The organism is Pseudoalteromonas sp. JB197, from assembly GCF_002332205.1.
Classification (GTDB): Bacteria; Pseudomonadota; Gammaproteobacteria; order Enterobacterales; family Alteromonadaceae; genus Pseudoalteromonas; species Pseudoalteromonas nigrifaciens.
Genome location: NZ_NRGZ01000001.1, coordinates 2,590,930 through 2,610,105, shown reverse-complemented (window position 1 = coordinate 2,610,105; position 19,176 = coordinate 2,590,930). Strand labels below are relative to the sequence as shown.

The following is a 19,176-nucleotide window of genomic DNA, read 5'->3' as shown; positions in this document are numbered from 1 at the left end:
GCGTTAATCTGCAAAAGGCAGATAAATATTAAATTCGGTGTGACCAGGCCAGCTATCGCACTCAATATAACCATTGTGTTGATCAATTAATGTTTGCGCTATAGAAAGCCCCAATCCAGAGCCGCCATCTTTATTAGTGATCATAGGATAAAACAAAGTATCGCGTACACTAATATCAATCCCTGGGCCATTATCGAGCACTTGAATTAACAAGGCTTTTTTGGGTGCCTTACCGGGCCGGCGGTGCTGATAGTTAATTCGGGTTTTAATTTTTATTTCCCCACCATTAACTAATGCCTGCTGGGCATTACGCACAATATTAAGCACCACTTGCTGCACTTTACTTTGGTCAATATAAACATCGGGAATACTCGGATCGTAATCTTTTACCAAGCGAATATTGTCACTATTATCTAGGGTACTTAATTTGATCACCGACTCTAAGGTTTGATGTATATTGCCATAAGACTTTTGCGGTAATTGGTTAGGCCCAAGCAGTCTATCTACTAATTCACGCAATCGGTCGGCTTGCTCAATAATAAGCTCGGCACATTCATTTCTTTCTTGCTGGTCTACCTCGTATTGCAATAACTGCGCCGCTCCGCGAATTCCCCCTAAAGGGTTTTTAATTTCGTGCGCTAAACCTCGAATTAAATTACGTGCGGCTTGGTATTGGTGCATTTGATTTGATGCTTGATCGAATTTAATTTCATCATCGGTTTGCCGACATTCTAATAAAATATAAAGTGCACCTTGGTATTTTATCTGTTTTGAACTGACTGCTAATTTAGCATGACGAGAATCAACAAATACCACGTCAGCCCTATGCTGGTGGCAATCTACGCCATCAATTAAAGAGTATTGCGCTATGCGTTTTAAATCGATTGAATGGTAGTTAAATAAATCATCAAAAGACTGCCCTAATAAACGCTTAGTGCCTAAACCAAGTAGTTCACTGGTACTGGTATTGGCATAAATAAGCGTAAAGCTTTCGTTTAAAAGCATCACGGCGGTGGTTTGATTTTGCCATATGGCATTGAGTAGCTCAGGGCTAAAGTGTGTTTTACTAAGCATTGTTGCACCATTTTAGTGCGCCTGTGTTTTCAGGCAAGTAATTTAATGAAATTGCACTGCAATTGCTATTTTTAATGTGAATTGGGTGGGAGTTAATTACCTAAGCTTAAGCCTTTTCTATGCATAAAAAATACACTCAATGGGCTTGTCGCAATGACTTGGCTTTGTTTGTTGTACAGCTTAACTTGCAGAGTGTGCTCACCACGCTCTACATCTCTTAAAGCAAAGGTTGAGGTATCACTTGCTGCGCCATAGGCTTTACCATCAAGAAATAGCTGTATCGTAAAGTCGTTTTCAAAGCGGGGGGTAATGCGAGTAGATACATACACAGAGCCGGTGTTTTCACGAATAGTTTGCTGATGCTCAGGCGATGCAATACCAATACTAAATGCAACCGGCTGCGCTTTAGTTTGATTATTTAATATATCAGTATTTGTTGCAGGCATGGTTAAATCTTGGCTGGTGAGTTTTATCTCTTTGGCACCAATATGAGGGGTATCTGAAAACACCAATACGCCATTTTTATCTTTCCATGCGTAAATTTTTTTTTCACCAGCGTAACTACAAATACTTAATAATGAAGTAATTAGTAGTAATAAAATCTTGCTACTCACTCTGCAACCCTGCATTTTTTACATTAACTTTACTTTAGTGGAGAAAGTACTAATTTACCATTAAAAAAGCCCGCAAAGCGGGCTTAAATATATATTTTATAACTGTTAATTAAAATTAACAGCTGTAATACATTTCAAACTCAATAGGGTGCGTTGTCATGTTAAGTCTTTCAACTTCTTGACTCTTAAGTTTAATGTAAGCATCAATTAAATCATTAGAGAACACGTCACCTTGATTTAAAAACTCACGGTCAGCATCAAGAGATGCCAGTGCTTCTTCTAATGAAGAGGCAACGGTTGGAATTTCTGCTGCTTCTTCTGCAGGTAGGTCGTATAAATCTTTATCCATTGCATCACCAGGATGGATTTTATTTTTAATTCCATCAAGGCCAGCCATAAGCATGGCAGCAAAAGCAAGATACGGGTTAGCCGTTGCATCAGGGAAGCGTACTTCAATACGACGACCTTTAGCTGATGGTACTACCGGAATACGAATCGATGCAGAACGGTTACGTGCAGAGTATGCAAGCATTACTGGTGCTTCGTAACCTGGTACTAAACGTTTGTACGAGTTAGTAGAGGCATTAGCAAACGCATTAATTGCTTTAGCATGTTTAATAATACCGCCAATGTAATAAAGCGCATCTTCAGAAAGACCGCCGTACTTATCACCTGCAAATAAGTTAACACCGTCTTTAGCTAACGACTGATGACAATGCATACCAGAACCGTTATCGCCAACAATAGGTTTAGGCATAAAAGTAGCTGTTTTGCCGTATAAATGAGCCATGTTATGAATAACATACTTCATTTCTTGAATTTCATCGGCTTTAATTACCATAGTATTAAAGCGCGTAGCAATTTCGTTTTGCCCTGCAGTTGCTACTTCGTGATGATGTGCTTCAACAACTTGTCCCATTTCTTCTAATACTAGACAAGTAGCAGAGCGCCAATCTTGAAAGTCATCAACAGGAGCAACTGGGAAGTAACCGCCTTTAACGCCAGGGCGATGACCTGTATTGCCGTCTGCGTATTCTTTATCTGAGTTCCAAGCAGCTTGCTTAGAATCGATTTTGTACATAGAGCCAGACATGTCTGTTTTATATTTTACGTCATCAAATACGAAGAACTCTGGCTCTGGGCCAAATAAAACCGTATCAGCAATACCCGTAGAGCGCATATATTCTTCAGCACGCTTTGCTACAGAGCGTGGATCGCGCTCGTAACCTTGTAATGTAGAAGGCTCTACTACGTCACAACGTATAATTAATGTGGCTTCTTCAGTGAATGGGTCAAGCTTAGCTGATTCAGCAACAGGCATTAGCACCATGTCTGATTCGTTTATGCCTTTCCAGCCAGCAATTGAAGAACCATCGAACATTTTACCATCTTCAAAAAAGTCTTCATCAATTTGGTGATGAGGAATTGAAATATGCTGCTCTTTACCTTTGGTATCAGTAAAGCGTAAATCAATGAACTTAACGTCATTTTCTTTAATAAAATCTAAAACCGATTGCGACATGTGTCCTCCAACTATAAGGTTTTGTTATTGCTGCTTAAATGCTTTGTGTTTTATAAGCTGATTTTGTGCCACTATTGTAACTTAATGTTTATAAACATAAAAAATACAAAAGTAATAACGGCTGTTTCTAATGCGCACCATTATGGTGCGTAAATGCTTCAATATAGTGCAACAGTTACAGAGTAAAAAGTTGCTCGCTATTTAATCGTGATAGACTAACATAAAGTAAATACAAAAGACTGACCAAAATAGCAATAAAGTCATTAAAGTGGAGGTTTTTATAAAAATATTAAAAATTTTATTTTTATAATTAGTTAATTTAAAACAGTAGGTTAAATAAAAAAACCAGAAAGTTTGCAAATTTATATTGGATAAACTTTCATCCATTCCATTTATAAGGGATAATATGCGCCCTTTTAAATCCTATGCTGGGACATCTCGTGAAAACGCAGGTGAGTGCGTAAGCCCCTGCAGGATCAATGAGATTCAATTTCTCTGAGTGAATATTAATGAGTATCGAAAAGATAAGAAATATAGCAATTATCGCCCACGTTGACCACGGTAAAACTACACTGGTTGACAAACTGCTTGAGTTTTCAGGCACATTAGAAACACGCGGCGGTAATGAAGAGCGCGTGATGGATTCAAACGATATAGAAAGAGAGCGTGGTATTACCATTTTAGCGAAAAACACCGCTATTTCATGGAACGGCTACCACATTAATATCGTAGATACTCCAGGACACGCCGATTTCGGTGGTGAAGTGGAACGCGTACTTTCAATGGCTGACTCAGTATTACTAATTGTTGACGCTCAAGAAGGCCCAATGCCACAAACGCGTTTTGTTACGCAAAAGGCATTTGCGCAAGGTTTAAAGCCAATCGTAGTAATTAATAAAATCGACAAGCCAAGTGCACGTCCTGATTGGGTTATGGATCAAATCTTTGATTTATTCGATAACTTAGGCGCCACTGATGATCAGTTAGATTTTAAAGTAATCTATGCATCAGCAATCAATGGCTGGGCAACATTAGATTTAGACAAGCCATCTGATAACATGGATGACATGTTCCAAATGATCGTTGACGAAGTATCACCACCAGATGCAGATCCTGAAGGTGACTTCCAAATGCAGATTTCTCAACTAGATTACAACTCATACGTGGGTGTAATTGGTGTTGGTCGTATCAAGCGTGGTTCTGTTGCTCCAAACCAACAAGTAACTATTATTAGTGCTGACGGTACTAAACGTAACGGTAAAATTGGTACAGTACAAAGCTACTTAGGCCTTGAGCGTATTGAAACAGACCGTGGTTATGCAGGTAACATCGTTACTGTAACCGGTATTGGCGAGCTTAAGATTTCAGACACTGTTTGTTGTCCTACTAACGTTGAAGCATTACCACCACTAAGTGTTGATGAGCCAACAGTAACAATGACATTCTCTGTAAATAACTCACCTTTTTGTGGTAAAGAAGGTAAGTTTGTAACGTCACGTAATATCCGTGAGCGTTTAGATAAAGAATTAGTGCACAACGTAGCACTTCGCGTTGAAGATACTGCTAGCCCAGATAGCTTCCGTGTTTCTGGCCGTGGTGAGTTACACCTAGGTATCTTAATCGAAAACATGCGTCGTGAAGGTTACGAGCTTGCAGTATCTCGTCCAGAGGTAATTTTGCGTACTGTTGACGGCGTATTAGAAGAACCGTTTGAAACAGTAACAATTGACTGTCAAGAAGAGCATCAGGGTTCTGTAATGGAGCAAGTTGGCCTACGTAAAGGTGAGCTTACTAACATGTCTCCAGATGGCAAAGGCCGTATGCGTTTAGACTTTATTATCCCAAGTCGCGGCTTAATTGGTTTCCAAACTGATTTTATGACAATTACATCAGGTACTGGTCTTATGTACCATACGTTCGATCATTACGGTCCTCACAAAGGTGGTGACATTGGTGTTCGTAAAAATGGTGTAATGATTGCAAATGCTACAGGTAAAGCACTGACTAACGCATTGTTTAACTTACAAGAGCGCGGCCGTTTATTCATCGGCCACGGTGTTGAAGTTTACGAAGGTATGGTTATCGGTATTCATAACCGTGATAACGACCTTACAGTTAACGCCCTTAAAGGCAAGCAGTTAACTAACGTACGTGCATCTGGTACAGATGAAGCGCAAACGCTTTCTCCGCACCTTAACTATTCACTTGAGCAAGCGCTTGAGTTTATTGATGAAGATGAGTTAGTTGAAGTAACGCCACTAAACATTCGTATTCGTAAGCGTCATCTTACAGAAAACGAACGTAAACGTGCGGGTCGTGCTCCTAAGTCATAATCTATTAATTTAGAATAATGATTTTAAAAGCCGCTGTATTGCAAAATACAGCGGCTTTTTTGTGTTTGTGGGTTAGCTAAATAAAAGGTTAAAGAGGGTAGATTAAAGAAATTACCACCACCGCGATAATTGGTGTGCTGTGCACTTGTTCACTACATTGATTTTTTTCCTCTAAAAGCGCAGCGCCTCTTAACCTCTTTGTGAATAATTCACTTAAAGATCTTTTGTACGCAGAGTGAGCTTAAAACAGCCGATAAGGCTAAGTACTAGTGTTTGTTGGTAAGGTATTTTTCGTTGGGTTTCGCTGCGCTCAACCCAACCTACGTACATTACTTAAAGTTTAATTGTTTCGCCTTCATTTAAAATATACAGCGGTATTGGTGCATTCATTTGTTTATACATATGCAGTAAGCGCGATAGTGCTGAGTGGCTGCTGTGATCGCCCATTTGCCAGCTTGAGTTGCCATATCCCCATGGTATCATTACTTTGCAATTAAGCTCTGTGGCCGCATTAAGGGCATCCTCTGGCGTGGTATGAACGTAGCGATACCCTTTAGCGTTGGTTTTATGGTAATAAGAGGCAATTGGCATTAGGCATAGGTCTATATCACCGTATTTTTGCTGTATGTCTTTAAAGTGTTGTGAATAGCCAGTATCGCCGGCAAAAAATAAGGTGCTGCCATTTTGTTCAAGCAGCCAGCCATTCCAAGAATCTTTATTATCATCTTCGTAAATATAAGGGATAAGCACCCGATTACTAAAGTGATGCGCAGGCACTGCGTGTATGGTTAAGTCCTCAATGCTGGTTTTTGCATACCACGCCATTTCAGTAATATTAAAGCCACCCGTTGGGAAGTTATCTGCCATGCCTAGGGGGGCTAAATAACGTGGTTGAGTACCTAGTTTTTTAATATCTGCTTTATTAAAGTGATCGTAATGAATATGCGAATACATAACGGCGTTAATGTTTTCAAGTGTTTGCTTATTTGGCCATGCTCCGGGTTTGCGATAAAACCCACCGGCAAGCTTAAAGCCTAAATCAACCGGTGAATCAAACTGCTCACTAACCGGATCAAATAAAACATTTTGTCCATTAGGTGTACTGACCACAAAGCTGGCATGCCCTAACCAACGAACCGTATAACCGGTATTGAGCTGCGGCTTAATTTGCTTCCCTTGATACTGGCAGTTGCTGCTGGGTGTTTCGCAAATCAAGTTCGGATGTGGCGGGTAGCAGTTTTGCTCGCAGGTGGTTGGGTAAACCTTTTTGCCTTGATATAAATTATGGTAACGACCTGTTTGGTTGTTAACAGCAATAACTGAGTTTTTATCAGCTATTTTTTGCACCTGATTAGGTGTACTACACGCTGATAAAAAACAGCTTATAAAGATTATAAGGGTAATGTGTTTCATAATTAAATCCGTTTTAAATAGTGCTAAAGCAGCCATGCAGCCATAAAAAAGCCTGCAATAATGCAGGCAAATTTAAATATAATATCAGCTAATTAACCGGCACTATTCATTTGTTCAATAAATTTATTTGAGTCGGCAATCGATTTGTTCATGTCGTTCATAAGCAATTGTATATCGCGTTTAAGGTTAGTGAACTCGCCTTTAATAGCCGATACCGCTTGTGCGTTTAAGTTATGCTTTAAGTATAAAACGTTATCATGAAGCGATGTTAATACCGGCTCCATTTTGCTCTCTGCGCTGCGCATTGAGCGTAATAGCTGATCAAATTGACGCTTAGTCGCGGCTAGCTTTTTACTGCTTTCACGTTTAAGTGATGCGCTTTTATATTGCTCAAGCTCATCGCTCCACTCATCAAATAAGGCTTCTGCTACGTCTTCTACTTTATTGATGTTAGTTGACACTTCGTTAGCGGCATTTAAGCTCGACTCATAGTCATCGTTTAACTGATTGTAAGTGTCTTGCAGTTCGCCACCATTAAAATCAATAAGTGTAGTTAAGCGCTCAAGCGCTGACTTAAACTCTTCTTGAGACTCTTGTTGCGAGTCTTTGGTTTCTTCTACGCGGTCAATAAGAATATCGCGTTTGTGTACGCCTACCTTTTCCATGGCCGAGTAATAAGCCGACTGGCAACCCGATAATGTTAGTGCAAGTGCAAGTACGGTAACACTCAGTAATGTTTGTTTTTTCATTTGCTTTCCTATTTACGTGTGTTAATGCTGTAAATTATGGTGCTGATTGTTATTATGGTCAAAATTATATTAGCACAAGTCAATGTTATGAACGATAAGCTCTCTTATTATAAACAGCAAGTTGGATCTTTTTTACGGCAGCAACCCAGCTGGTGGATGCAATATATTAACCGCTGTATTGATGACCAAATAACCGTTAATGCGGGCTATTTAGCTTATGTAACTTTGCTTTCATTGGTGCCATTAATTGCCGTAGGTGTGGCGATATTTTCGGCTTTTCCGGGGTTTGAATCAACTCGATTAGCAATTGAAAGCTTTTTATTTACTAACTTCGTACCTACCTCGTCAGATGTTATTAAAGAGCATATTAGCTCGTTTGCGGGCAATGCAAATCAAATGACCGCAGTGGGTATTGGTTTTTTAGCTGCTATTGCCTTGTTACTCATTCGTAATGTTGATGCCACGCTTAACCGTATTTGGCGAATTAAGAAAAAGCGTCCAATGATGATTTCGTTTGCCGTTTATTGGATGGTACTCAGTTTAGGACCCGTATTTTTAGGCGGTAGTATTGCAGTTACTTCGTATATTGTATCGCTGGTGTCGTTTGCTGATCAGGGGATTCCGGGGTTTAGTGGCTTTTTATTAAAGTTATTACCGTACGGCATTTCTATGGTGGGTTTTATTATGCTCTACACCTTGGTGCCCAACACTCGAGTGTCGTTTAAAGCGGCGATACCTGGGGCACTATTTGCTGCCATGTTGTTTGAGTTAACTAAAAAAGGTTTTGCGCTTTATATTAGCCACTTTCCATCTTATGAAGTTATTTATGGTGCAGTTGCTACCATTCCTATTTTGTTTGTGTGGATATATTTGTCGTGGGTAGTGGTGTTGCTGGGCGCTGAGCTTACGGCGTGTATTAGCCCTGAAAATGTAGAAGACACGCCCGAAATAGAGCTAGACGAGCAACCAAATACAAAGGATACGCTGTAAAATGCAAGGTTTAATACAACGTGTAAAACATGCCAAAGTAGAAATTAATAACCAAGTAGTTGGCGAAATTGGTCAAGGAATTTTAGTGTTGTTGGGTGTTGAAAAACAAGATGACGAGCAAGCGGCCGATAAGTTGCTGCATAAGATTAGTAATTACCGCATTTTTACTGACGAAAACGACAAAATGAACCTAAGTCTAAAAGATATTGCTGGTGAGCTATTAGTGGTATCGCAGTTTACTTTGGCGGCAAATACTAAAAAGGGCATGCGACCTAGTTTTTCATCGGCGGCAACCCCAAGCCAAGCTAATGAGTTATACGAGTACTTTGTAGCGCAAGCCAAGGCGCTTAATTTAACGGTTGCTACCGGTGAGTTTGGTGCCGATATGCAAGTGAGCTTGTGTAACGATGGGCCAGTGACCTTTAATTTAGCTGTTTAGTGATCACCACAATATGATTTATATAGCCTGCTACCTTTTGCGGGCTAACTTTATAACCAAATACATTAAGTAATACTTGCTGTAACTGTTTTAATTGCGACTCATGTTGCGATAAAAAATTAATAAATAGCGTGCCGTTGTTGTTAAGGGCTGCGTGTATTTTTTGATAAAAAGCGGGGGCGAATAAAAATCGTGGCGCGTCTATTTGGCTAAATAAATCTAAAATAATCCAATCTATGTTGCGGGCGCGCCCCAGTACTTGCTGAGCATCCTCACAAAGTAACCGCTGTGTATTATTACTAGGCACTTGCTGCGTAGTAAAAAACTTTTTATAACAACTAATTATATCTGCATTTATTTCAGCTGAGGTGATTTTTGCGTGTGGATATTGGTGCAGCAAATAATTACGAATTGCGCCGCCGCCAAGCCCCAGCTCGAGTACTTTTTTAGGGGCGCTTAAAGTGTGCCAATGCTGTGCTAAGCACTGTAAGTGTGGAAGTAATAAATTGCTTGGTTGCTGCTGCGTTACCACAGATTGCAGAGTGTCATTTATTAGCAGCCAACGCAGTTGCTGATGTTGGCGTACTTGAATGTGATCGCCCCCATATTTATGCCAATAAAGTAACTGGCCAATACTGTGGCTGTTTTCAATAAAATAGCTATTAATTAGGCCATTTACAGGGTTTATGTATTCGCTCATGTTGCTCAGCATAAACTAGCCGAGGCAAAGCGCAATGGCTTTTGTCATTAATTTTTTACACTTTGTATTTGCCATCACCAAAGTCGTATTGGCAGTTTTTTTTAGATGGAGTATGGTATTTGCCATAATTAAGTGACGTTGTATTTTATTTACGGCTTAACAGCAGGAGTATGTATGTTTCAGGTAAGTACACCGCAAAGTAGTGAAGATTGGCAAGCCTATTATCAATTACGCTGGGAAATTTTACGTGCCCCTTGGGGTGAGCCACGTGGTTCTGAGCAGGATGATTTAGAACAAGATGCCGAGCATCGCTTTATTAAAAATAAAGCGGGTAAAGTATTAGGGGTGGCGCGGCTGCACTTTAATAACCAGCAACAAGCTCAAGTTCGCTATATGGCTGTAGCTGAAGAAAGTCGTAATCAGCATATTGGTAGTCGTTTATTACATGACCTAGAAAAAATAGCATGGTCACAAGACGCTGCAGAGTTAGTATTATTTGCACGCGAGCGCGCACTCGAATTTTATAAGCGCCATGGTTATGAAACACAAGAAAAAGCGCATTTGGCGTACGGCGATGTACAACACTATAAAATGGTAAAACAAAAGCCATCAGAGCCTGGCTGGTTTCGCCACCCTAACTGGACTCAAGTGCTGCAAAACACTTGGCGTGAGTCAATTCCAATTAGTGATGCAATGGGCATTAAAGTAGAGAGCTATACCGACTGGCAATTTACGACTAGCGCAGATTTAGATGCTAATTTAAACCTACATAACACTATGTTTGCTGGTTCTATTTATAGCTTAGCAACCCTTACGGGGTGGGGGGCAACCTACTTAGCACTTAAAGAAGCAGGGCTTGAAGGAAATATTGTATTAGCCGATGCCAATATTAAATATTTAAAACCGCTTAGCAGTGATCCACGCGGCTGTGTTGATATACAAAACTGTAAGGGTAAGCTCAGCGAGCTAGAAACTGAGGGTAAAGCCAGCTATTTAGTACCTGTTATTATTTATGATGGTGATAAGGTAGTGGCTGAATTTGAAGGGCAGTTTGTAGTAAAAAAATAAGCTGTTAGCACTTTATAGTTGAATTAAGCACTAAAAAGCCAAGCAATGCTTGGCTTTTTAATTTGTTTACTTTAGTCGCTCATTAATTAAAGTAAATCGGTAAGTAGTATACCCACACCAATACGTTCTATATCAGCGTTATAATCAATTAAGCTTTCGCCATAGCCATTAAAGTACTGTGCATAACCACGCACTCGGCCCCAAAGCGGAAATGACCAATCGAGCTGTAATGCACCACGATTGTCTGAATTTAAGTTGTTACGGGTCATAAAGCTAAATTCATGTTCATTAAGGCGATACGCACCGCTAAACTCAAAGTAACCCATGTATTTGTAAATGTCAGGGTTGTCGTCGCCTCTTGGATCTAAAGGTGTTTCTTTCTCGCTTTCTGAAATACGATACCAAGGCTTAAAGTTAAATACAAAGCCATTTTTTTCCCAAATAAAGTTAGCGTAAATACGGTTCCATGAACGTGAATTTGGCTGACTATTACCGTTAGATTGATGCGAAATACCCAAAACAACAGCCATTTCGTCGCCCCAAGGAACGTGTTCTGGATCTAAATAGTTAACCCAAAAAACCTCTGGCTCGTAGTTAGTCTCACGAAAAGGTGATGAGCTTTCTTTGTTATAAAGCTGCCAATATGACTGTAATGTAAAGGCAAAAAATATAGCTTGGTCTTTATCTGAAAAGTCATTGAATAGAGGCACTTTAATTGAAAGCTGATATTTGGCTTCTAAGTTATCGAGTGGCTCATCATTTTTTTCGCCAGTTAGCTCGTCAAATGTTTCAAACGAGCTATTGTTCGGATGCGATACATATGAAATAGGTAAAATGTAGTTACGTTTATGTGGCGTAATCACATTACGGTTTTTTTGGCTTACTGCTTCTCGTGCTTTGCGCTTATCGATGGCGGTAAGTTGCTTATCTTCTTCAAGAGCGGAGCACTTTTTACGAAGCTGATCGAGTGTTTGCTTGCCGTCTCCACCAATCACTTCATTTAAAATACATTGTTTTACCAGCTCAATATTACTATTTTGCTCATTGCTTTTAGATTTTTCTTCAGCAAAAACAGTAGTACTAACTAATGTTGAAAGTATGATCAAGTATCGCCAGCTCATTGTAATTCCTTTGTGAGTGTGGAGGGTTTAATAGATTAACGTAATTATAACCTCTTTTTACATATGCAGCGGTGAACTTTTACTGAATTTACGTATATTATTGTATAATTAGATCAAAATAAAAGCGGCCTAAGCCGCTTTTATAATGCAAATTAACTATAGTTAACTTACTCTCACGCAATGAGAAGGGAGAGCTTAAAGCTCAAATACGTTAGTAAAAAACTTATACAGTTCAGTGCCTTGATTAACGCTCGCCGAGGCAAAATGCAGTATGGCAATAGCGTCAGATTCAAGGGAAAGTGTTTGTAGTGGTTGTTCACTTAAATAACGCTCCATGCGCAGTATTTTAGCAATTGGCTCACCGGCTTTTATATGCCCGCCTAGGGGGGCAATATACTCAACCATTCCGCCCATGGGCGCGTAGTAAGCAAAGTAATCGTTTAAATGACACGCGTAGCGAGTAATGTTAGCTGGAGTGTGGGGCGCATTTACAAATACGGCTTTATAATTTAAGTAACTTAAAATACTGTTTGCATCGTTTAGTGCTTCGCTCAAGTCTATTTTTTCTTGGCTGCCTAGCTCTACAGTAAAAGCTTCTACAGGTATGCTGAGCTCGCGGCCTTGCTTGCTCAGTGCTTCGCTTAAATGCCACCACGGACAAAAGTTTGCCTCATCCATCGCACCATCAAAGTCACTTGGAATAAGCAGTACGTGCTCAATATTAAAGTAGCGAGCGCTATTAGTCGCATAGGTTGGGCAGTACAAGTGCTTGCTTGAAATAGGACCTGTGTGTAAATCCAGTACTATATCAGCTTGGTGAGCGAGCTTTTGTAAGTTAAGCGCAATGCGTTTACCAGTATTGAGTAAATAAGCAGGGCCATTAAGTTTACTGTCAACTTCGTCAATAAGTGCCTGTTTGAACACGCTTTTTAATATGGCATCGTCGTATTGCATATGGTTTTGTGCAAACTGAGTGACTAAATCAGTATTATAATGATACATCCTATTCCAATTAGTGCCGGTGATAGGGTCGAACCGACCTAGGGTAAATTCCCCCGACTTTTGATTGCAACCAATAGGGTTGGCATAGGGCACTAAAGTAATATCACCTTTAAGATTAAGGTGCTTTAATTGTTCAAGTAGTTGAAAAATTACCGCGTTACCTTGTACTTCAGCTCCGTGCATGTTGGCCTGAATATACACACTTGGCCCCGTGCCATCGCCTTTTAAACGATACACAGGAATAGTGAGTGGTAAGCCATTGGCAACTTCACCAACGACGATGTTTTCTTGACTAATTGGTGAGGCGATCATGAGTATCTCAACATTTTAATTTTATCTCAGGTACATTATCTTAGGTACATTATCTTAGGTACATTATCTCAAGTAATAACTGGCATCTTCGGCTGCACGCAAACAGCTAAGTTTGTTTTGTTCTAAAACATATTCGCCAGCAAGTTCGTGGCATAAAAAGTACGGCATACTTTCACTAAAGCCATAGGCACCACATTGACTAAACACCAACCAGTCGTGCTCATTGAGATCACTTGGTAATGCGTGCTCGCCCAAGCTATCGAGTGCGGTACAAAGTGGCCCGTATAAGCTCATAGCTTGGGTTGGTGTGTGTGAATCTCGTAGTAATGCTGCTGGAAAGTCTTGACTGGTGACGGCTGGGCGCAATAAGTGGTTTATACCGCCACTTAAAATAACTTGTTGTTGGCCATAGTTTTGTTTGCGCTCTACTACTGGGGCTGCGTAATGTCCGCATTCACCCACGGCATAGCGGCCAAGCTCCATCCATAATTCTTCAACGCCCGCCTGTTTTTTAATTTTAGCGAGGGCAGTTATTAAGTCATCCCAATTAAGCGTTATGTCGTTTTGCGTATACGGAATACCTAAGCCGCCACCTAAATCTAAAATTTTAAGGTTTATATTTAAATCGCGGGCAAGTTGGCTAAGTGGTGCAATCATTTGTGACCACAACTCACTGAGTTTTTGCGTGCTGAGCATATTTCCCCATTGAAAAATATGCAGGCCATCAAAGCTAAGTGCGTCATAGTCGGTAATATTAAGTGCCTGCCACTCTGTACAACCGAGTCCGAATGGCGTGAGGCTATCGCCACCTAGTGGGTTTTTTTCGCCCTCGGGCCAACGTAACTGTACGCGCAGTAATACCTGTAGTTGACAGTTTTGTAGCTTGGCTTGTTCATTGAGCCAGCGAACTTGATTAATACTTTCGGCAACAAAAGTACGTACGCCGCGCTCAATAAAGTGTTTAATTTGTTTTGGGCTTTTAGCTGGCCCGGTGTTGAGCACGCGATCGCTACTAACGCCTTGAGCAAGTACTTGCTCAAGCTCGCCTTTACTGGCTACGTCAAAATTAAACCCGGCGTTATCTAAGCATTGAATAATTTTAGACAGCGGATTCGCTTTAACCGCATACCAAAGTTTTACCTCGGTTTGTGCGACCAATTGTGCCAAGTGACTATTTAGCGTATCTAGGTCGTAAACAAAAAATGGGCTATCGAGTTGGCTTGATAATTCATTAATTGCCGTTTTAACGCCCGTGCTCAAAAAGCTCATTAACGTAAAACCTCTTCAAGTAGTAATGATGCATCACTTTGCTCATCGCGGTACTTAACAATTAACGCGCACGACATGCTTAAACCTTGTGCACGCGCCCATTCGTTTGAAGCAGGGCGAGAGCCTGGTATTACAATAGCGTACTCAGGAATTGGCTCGCCTTTGTCTAGTTGGCGCTCGTTTACACAGTCGTAAACCGGAATTGTGGCCGATAAACGCACACCAGGGGCAAGTACTGCGCCTTTTTTAATTACTACGCCTTCAACAATTACGCAGCCTGCGCCAATAAATGCATCATCTTCAACTACCACTGGGCTGGCACCAATTGGCTCTAACACACCGCCAAGTTGCACGGCTGCGCTAAGGTGGACATTTTTACCTACTTGCGCGCACGAGCCAACTAAAGCGTGACTATCTACCATAGTGCCTTCGTCAATGTATGCGCCAATATTTACATACGCTGGTGGCATAATAATAGTGCCTTTAGCTACATAAGCACCACGGCGAACGCTTGAGCCACCCGGGACCATACGTACGCCATCGGTGGCACTAAACTCTTGCGGAGCTAAGTTATGTTTATCAACAAAGCCACCGACAAATTCGGTGTTTGTACCATTTTTAAAGGCTTCTAAAATACCCTGTTTTACTGCAACGTTAGCCTGCCATTGGCCGCTTTCGTTTTGTGATGCTGCGCGTACTGCGCCCGACTCTAAATTATTTAATAGTTCTAACCAGCTCATTATAAAAACCTATGTTTAATGCCAAGATAAAATGGTGTTGTTTGCTTGTTCAATGCACGTTGTTTGCGTTAATTCGAGGTGAGTTAACGGTGGGCGTAAATACGAACTCGTTAATCGCCCTTGTAAATGCATGAGTACTTTAACGGGAATGGGGTTTGCTACAGTGAACAAGCTACTGATTGCGCTTGACCACTGAGTAAATAAATTGGGGTATTGGCCACTTAGGCTACGCTGTACAAATTCGTGAGTTTGTAGCGGCCAAGCATTAGCTGCTACCGATACCAGCCCTTTAGCACCGGCTTGGGCAAAGTAGGGCATAAGCGCATCATCGCCGCTAAAAATAGCTAAGTTAGGAGCCGCTTGACGGTAAGCTTCAAATTGCGCAATGTTGCCACTGGCTTCTTTTAGTGCCCATAGGTTTTTATGTTGCTGTAGGTTTTGAATGGTTGCCACTGGAATATCGACAGCGCTTCGCCCTGGTACGTTATAAAGCATACAAGGGTGTTTACTTATATTTAAAAGGCTTTCAAACCAATGGGTTTGCCCAATTACACCGGGCTTTGCATAAAGCGGCGAGCCAAGTAAAAAACTATGAATAGGCAAATGGTTGCAGTATTCAACCCAGGCTAATTGCTGTTTGAGGTTCATACCACCTACAGCCACCATTAGGGGTACATTAGGTGATAATTGGCACACGTGCTCAACAATGGCTTGCTGCTCTTTAAGTGTTAGCGCTAAGCCTTCGCCTGTGCTGCCTAGTAATAAAATGGCATTATTGGCAGCAGCTTGCTCAGCAACTAAATTGGTTAAGGTGCCATAGTCGATTGTACCGTTTCGATTAAACGGAGTAACGAGCGCCGTCCAGACTGAGTAGTCATCTAAATTAAAGTTTTTGATCATCTCTCGCGAACTTATAGAATGTTCGGTGAGTTAAGAAGCTATATATGAAAGAGCCACATTAACATCGTTCGAACAAATACCCACGTGTAGGGTATGTTATAATTCGAAGAGCGAATGGGCTTAAATAATAGGGCGCACGGCCTTATTATACTAAGACCAGAAGCTCTCCACCAAACTAATAAGCTACGTTTAAATAGCTATTGGTGACAGTCGCTAGGATTCAACCTAGTCGCCCGAAACAACAATGACACAAATATTGTTGTTTCTCGGCGTTGATTCCCCTTACGTATGCTCAATGGAGTTTGTGCTCCTAACATACGCTACCTGAATAACGCACCTCTTCCAGCCCTTTATATTTGTACTGCTAGCAATACAAATATAATTAAATAGGGTAAGTGCGATGATTAAATCATTTTAGCCATCTGGGTGTCAAGCAGCTAAGTGCAGATAGTGTCATCGATTTTGGTAACGGTTACGTATAAGGACGATTTCCCTTAAACTAGGGGGTAATCGCGGCGCGAAATTTGTAACTGCAAAATAAGGTTTCAAGCAGATGGAAAAATTTAATGATATTTATCAGCGAGCAGTAGAGCGAAAAGGCTCAACACAAATGCTACAGCAACTACTCGCTAAACCTGCATCTAAGCGACAATTAGTAGCTTTAAGTGATGATGATTGGCTTGAAGAGTTTACGCGCAAGGTTTTTCAAAGTGGCTTTTACTGGTCGGTTATTAACAGCAAGTGGGCAGGCTTTAGAGAGGTTTTTTGGCAGTTTAGCGTTGAAAAATTATTAATGATGCCACCCGATATGTTGGAGCAAAAAGCCAGCGACGAGCGTATTGTTCGCAATTATAAAAAAGTAAAAACGATCCCCGAAAATGCGTTCATGATCCATGAGGTTACCCAGCAACATGGTAGCTTTAGTCAGTTTATTGCAGACTGGCCAAGTGAAGATATTATTGGTTTGTGGGCGTACTTAAAAAAACACGGTGCACGCTTGGGTGGAAATACCGGCCCTTATACTTTGCGTGCATTGGGTAAAGATACCTTTTTATTATCGCGGGATGTTGAGAGTTATTTGCGCGCGCACAAAATTATTGATGGTGGCTTACAAACTAAAAAGTCGTTAACTGCAGCGCAAGCGTTCTTTAATGAATTACAGCAACAAAGCGGTTTGAGCATGCAAGAGCTAAGCTTAATTATAGCCTACAGTGTAGGCGATAATCGTGTAGGTATAAGCCAACAACAGTAGAGGGTAGTTATGAATTTAATGCCAAGGTACAGACAAGTAGCCGACAATTTTGCAATTGAAGATCGCCCATCTAAGGTGGCCGCCCCACAGCTATTACTTTGGAATGACAGCTTAGCTAAAGCGTTTAATATTAATGTCGTTCCTGAGTTACGGGCCAGTACTTTTAGCGGCAACGAACAGCAAGTAATTGCAGCGGTTGCACTGGGATACTCAGGGCATCAATTTGGACATTTTTCACCACGTTTAGGCGACGGGCGTGCTCATTTGCTAGGTGCAGTAGAGGATGCGCAAAACCAGTTGTGGGACATTCAATTAAAAGGCTCTGGTGCCACTCCTTACTCTCGTGGTGGCGATGGCCGCTGTGCACTTGGCCCAGCAATTCGTGAATATATAATGAGCGAAGCAATGCAAGCGTTAGGTATAAAAACTACGCGCTGCTTAGCTGTGGTTGGTAGTGGCGAAACAGTGTACCGAAACCCACCTCAACCTGGCGCTATTGTAACGCGCTTAGCCAGTAGCCATATTCGTGTTGGCTCGTTTCAGTATTTAGCAACGCAAGGCGACGTTGCAGGGCTTAAAAACCTTGCCGACTTAGCTATTGAGCGTCATTACCCAAAAATTCAAGCAACAGGACCTGAGCGCTATTTAGCATTTTTAGCTGCAGTGATTAAAAACCAAGTTGAGCTGGTGGTTAGTTGGATGCGAGTAGGCTTTATACATGGGGTAATGAATACCGATAATACGCTGGTTAGCGGCGAAACTATCGACTATGGCCCATGTGCCATGATGAACAGCTTCGATTTTGATACCGTGTTTAGCTCTATTGATAAGCAAGGGCGTTATGCATTTGGTAATCAACCTAATATTGCTAACTGGAACTGCGCCCGCTTAGCTGAGAGTTTAATACCGCTTGTAAATGATGACGACGAACAAGCTGTGGCGTTAATGACCCCAATAATAGATGGTTTTGCTGAGCAATTTAATGTTGAATTTAGTGCAATGTGGGCAACAAAACTGGGCTTAGCTGGCACAGATACAGCCGATAAAGAGTTAATTGCAGAGCTATTACAGTTATTAAAAGAGCACCAACTCGACTATACCAACACGTTTGATGCACTAACCGAGTCTTTAACAGGTGCAATGAGCATACCAAAGGTATTAGTTCAGTGGGCCGGTAAGTGGCAAAAACGTACCGATGATCGCAGCTATACCGTAATGCGCGCAGCTAATCCACGAGTTATTCCTCGTAACCATGTGATCGAAAAAATACTTAGTGAGTATAATAAGACTGGCTCAAGTGAATTACTGCATGAGTTTATGCAGGTTATGCACACACCTTATGAAAATACTGACAAATTGGCAAAATTTCAGGATGCACCTAGCAGCGATAAAGAGTATTATACTTTTTGTGGTACTTAATTATTAGATTGAAATTTAAGTTGCTGATTATAAAAGGTCATTTAGCGGCCGTAGCGCTGCTTTATTATTGAGCACAATAAACTGAGCTGATATTATTGATATGCATTTAAAGCTAGGAGCTTGGAGCTCAATATAAACTCAGCTAGTGAAGTCGGTATGGTTATTTAATAAATTTAGATACCAGCGATAGTATTTATTATCTAGGGATTGGGTAAAGTAATTAATATGTCCTAAACTTACTGATACTTGTATATAGAGT

17 protein-coding genes and 1 riboswitch are annotated in these 19,176 nt (G+C 41.0%); of the genes, 6 read left to right on the top strand and 11 right to left on the bottom strand.

The features are described 5' to 3' along the window. Positions 1 to 3: 3 nt before the first annotated feature. The 3 genes from glnL to glnA form a co-directional block, all read right to left on the bottom strand. Complete coding sequence (gene glnL / locus CIK86_RS12350; RefSeq protein ID WP_086993780.1) at positions 4 to 1,074, bottom strand: nitrogen regulation protein NR(II); 1,071 nt, start codon at positions 1,072 to 1,074, stop codon at positions 4 to 6. 92 nt (positions 1,075 to 1,166) lie between these two features. Next, the gene (locus CIK86_RS12345; protein WP_086993783.1) at positions 1,167 to 1,688 is read right to left on the bottom strand and encodes a DUF4124 domain-containing protein; all 522 of its coding nucleotides are present in this window, start codon (positions 1,686 to 1,688) and stop codon (positions 1,167 to 1,169) included. A gap of 115 nt (positions 1,689 to 1,803) precedes the next feature. Next, a complete protein-coding gene (gene glnA / locus CIK86_RS12340) occupies positions 1,804 to 3,210 on the bottom strand; it encodes a glutamate--ammonia ligase (protein WP_086993786.1) in 1,407 nt (468 codons plus the stop codon). 509 nt (positions 3,211 to 3,719) lie between these two features. Between glnA and typA the strand changes: the two genes are divergently transcribed. After that, positions 3,720 to 5,543, top strand: coding sequence for a translational GTPase TypA (gene typA, locus CIK86_RS12335; protein WP_086993789.1), 1,824 nt, complete (start codon positions 3,720 to 3,722; stop codon positions 5,541 to 5,543). Between the two features lie 333 nt (positions 5,544 to 5,876). Here typA and CIK86_RS12330 read toward each other — a convergent pair whose 3' ends face one another. Both CIK86_RS12330 and CIK86_RS12325 read right to left on the bottom strand, forming a co-directional pair. After that, complete coding sequence (locus CIK86_RS12330) at positions 5,877 to 6,956, bottom strand: MBL fold metallo-hydrolase (RefSeq protein WP_086993848.1); 1,080 nt, start codon at positions 6,954 to 6,956, stop codon at positions 5,877 to 5,879. A 92-nt stretch (positions 6,957 to 7,048) separates the two neighbouring features. Then, positions 7,049 to 7,705, bottom strand: a complete 657-nt coding sequence (locus CIK86_RS12325; RefSeq protein ID WP_086993793.1) for a DUF2959 domain-containing protein — start codon at positions 7,703 to 7,705, stop codon at positions 7,049 to 7,051. A gap of 87 nt (positions 7,706 to 7,792) precedes the next feature. Between CIK86_RS12325 and CIK86_RS12320 the strand changes: the two genes are divergently transcribed. Then, the gene (locus tag CIK86_RS12320; RefSeq protein ID WP_086993851.1) at positions 7,793 to 8,695 is read left to right on the top strand and encodes a virulence factor BrkB family protein; all 903 of its coding nucleotides are present in this window, start codon (positions 7,793 to 7,795) and stop codon (positions 8,693 to 8,695) included. A gap of 1 nt (position 8,696) precedes the next feature. After that, complete coding sequence (gene dtd / locus CIK86_RS12315) at positions 8,697 to 9,134, top strand: D-aminoacyl-tRNA deacylase (RefSeq protein ID WP_058372331.1); 438 nt, start codon at positions 8,697 to 8,699, stop codon at positions 9,132 to 9,134. Here the strand turns inward: dtd and CIK86_RS12310 are convergent. Then, positions 9,118 to 9,846: a fused MFS/spermidine synthase gene (locus CIK86_RS12310; protein WP_086993798.1), complete on the bottom strand. Its 729-nt coding sequence runs from the start codon at positions 9,844 to 9,846 to the stop codon at positions 9,118 to 9,120. The two genes, dtd and CIK86_RS12310, sit on opposite strands and share 17 nt — an antisense overlap. A gap of 162 nt (positions 9,847 to 10,008) precedes the next feature. Between CIK86_RS12310 and CIK86_RS12305 the strand changes: the two genes are divergently transcribed. Beyond that, complete coding sequence (locus tag CIK86_RS12305; RefSeq protein ID WP_086993800.1) at positions 10,009 to 10,902, top strand: bifunctional GNAT family N-acetyltransferase/hotdog fold thioesterase; 894 nt, start codon at positions 10,009 to 10,011, stop codon at positions 10,900 to 10,902. 86 nt (positions 10,903 to 10,988) lie between these two features. Here the strand turns inward: CIK86_RS12305 and CIK86_RS12300 are convergent, their stop codons facing one another. The 5 genes from CIK86_RS12300 to dapA all read right to left on the bottom strand — a co-directional run bounded on the left by CIK86_RS12300 (position 10,989) and on the right by dapA (position 16,246). Next, a complete protein-coding gene (locus tag CIK86_RS12300) occupies positions 10,989 to 12,023 on the bottom strand; it encodes a phospholipase A (RefSeq protein WP_086993803.1) in 1,035 nt (344 codons plus the stop codon). A gap of 195 nt (positions 12,024 to 12,218) precedes the next feature. Then, the gene (locus tag CIK86_RS12295) at positions 12,219 to 13,337 is read right to left on the bottom strand and encodes a succinylglutamate desuccinylase/aspartoacylase family protein (protein WP_086993806.1); all 1,119 of its coding nucleotides are present in this window, start codon (positions 13,335 to 13,337) and stop codon (positions 12,219 to 12,221) included. 63 nt (positions 13,338 to 13,400) lie between these two features. After that, the gene (locus CIK86_RS12290) at positions 13,401 to 14,606 is read right to left on the bottom strand and encodes a PLP-dependent decarboxylase (protein ID WP_011326896.1); all 1,206 of its coding nucleotides are present in this window, start codon (positions 14,604 to 14,606) and stop codon (positions 13,401 to 13,403) included. Then, on the bottom strand, positions 14,606 to 15,346 hold the full coding sequence (locus CIK86_RS12285) for a 2,3,4,5-tetrahydropyridine-2,6-dicarboxylate N-succinyltransferase (protein ID WP_086993809.1): 741 nt from the start codon (positions 15,344 to 15,346) through the stop codon (positions 14,606 to 14,608). The genes CIK86_RS12290 and CIK86_RS12285 overlap by 1 nt, the downstream gene beginning before the upstream one ends. A gap of 15 nt (positions 15,347 to 15,361) precedes the next feature. Then, entirely contained in the window at positions 15,362 to 16,246 is an 885-nt protein-coding gene (gene dapA / locus CIK86_RS12280; protein ID WP_086993812.1) for a 4-hydroxy-tetrahydrodipicolinate synthase, read from the bottom strand. 152 nt (positions 16,247 to 16,398) lie between these two features. After that, a riboswitch (Lysine riboswitch) is annotated at positions 16,399 to 16,596 on the bottom strand. Between the two features lie 203 nt (positions 16,597 to 16,799). On the opposite strand from dapA, the gene CIK86_RS12275 reads away from it, so the two are divergent. Next, the gene (locus CIK86_RS12275) at positions 16,800 to 17,498 is read left to right on the top strand and encodes a DNA-3-methyladenine glycosylase I (protein WP_011326899.1); all 699 of its coding nucleotides are present in this window, start codon (positions 16,800 to 16,802) and stop codon (positions 17,496 to 17,498) included. 9 nt (positions 17,499 to 17,507) lie between these two features. Then, entirely contained in the window at positions 17,508 to 18,917 is a 1,410-nt protein-coding gene (locus CIK86_RS12270) for a YdiU family protein (protein WP_086993815.1), read from the top strand. The last annotated feature ends 259 nt before the right edge of the window (positions 18,918 to 19,176 follow it).

Excerpts from the sequence above, each read along its gene's own strand:
- glnL (WP_086993780.1), bottom strand. The coding sequence starts at position 1,074 with ATGCTTAGTAAAACACACTTTAGCCCTGAGCTACTCAATGCCATATGG.
- glnA (WP_086993786.1), bottom strand. The coding sequence starts at position 3,210 with ATGTCGCAATCGGTTTTAGATTTTATTAAAGAAAATGACGTTAAGTTC.
- typA (WP_086993789.1), top strand. The coding sequence starts at position 3,720 with ATGAGTATCGAAAAGATAAGAAATATAGCAATTATCGCCCACGTTGAC.
- CIK86_RS12330 (WP_086993848.1), bottom strand. The coding sequence starts at position 6,956 with ATGAAACACATTACCCTTATAATCTTTATAAGCTGTTTTTTATCAGCG.
- CIK86_RS12325 (WP_086993793.1), bottom strand. The coding sequence starts at position 7,705 with ATGAAAAAACAAACATTACTGAGTGTTACCGTACTTGCACTTGCACTA.
- CIK86_RS12320 (WP_086993851.1), top strand. The coding sequence starts at position 7,793 with ATGAACGATAAGCTCTCTTATTATAAACAGCAAGTTGGATCTTTTTTA.
- dtd (WP_058372331.1), top strand. The coding sequence starts at position 8,697 with ATGCAAGGTTTAATACAACGTGTAAAACATGCCAAAGTAGAAATTAAT.
- CIK86_RS12310 (WP_086993798.1), bottom strand. The coding sequence starts at position 9,846 with ATGCTGAGCAACATGAGCGAATACATAAACCCTGTAAATGGCCTAATT.
- CIK86_RS12305 (WP_086993800.1), top strand. The coding sequence starts at position 10,009 with ATGTTTCAGGTAAGTACACCGCAAAGTAGTGAAGATTGGCAAGCCTAT.
- CIK86_RS12300 (WP_086993803.1), bottom strand. The coding sequence starts at position 12,023 with ATGAGCTGGCGATACTTGATCATACTTTCAACATTAGTTAGTACTACT.
- CIK86_RS12295 (WP_086993806.1), bottom strand. The coding sequence starts at position 13,337 with ATGATCGCCTCACCAATTAGTCAAGAAAACATCGTCGTTGGTGAAGTT.
- CIK86_RS12290 (WP_011326896.1), bottom strand. The coding sequence starts at position 14,606 with ATGAGCTTTTTGAGCACGGGCGTTAAAACGGCAATTAATGAATTATCA.
- CIK86_RS12285 (WP_086993809.1), bottom strand. The coding sequence starts at position 15,346 with ATGAGCTGGTTAGAACTATTAAATAATTTAGAGTCGGGCGCAGTACGC.
- dapA (WP_086993812.1), bottom strand. The coding sequence starts at position 16,246 with ATGATCAAAAACTTTAATTTAGATGACTACTCAGTCTGGACGGCGCTC.
- CIK86_RS12275 (WP_011326899.1), top strand. The coding sequence starts at position 16,800 with ATGGAAAAATTTAATGATATTTATCAGCGAGCAGTAGAGCGAAAAGGC.
- CIK86_RS12270 (WP_086993815.1), top strand. The coding sequence starts at position 17,508 with ATGAATTTAATGCCAAGGTACAGACAAGTAGCCGACAATTTTGCAATT.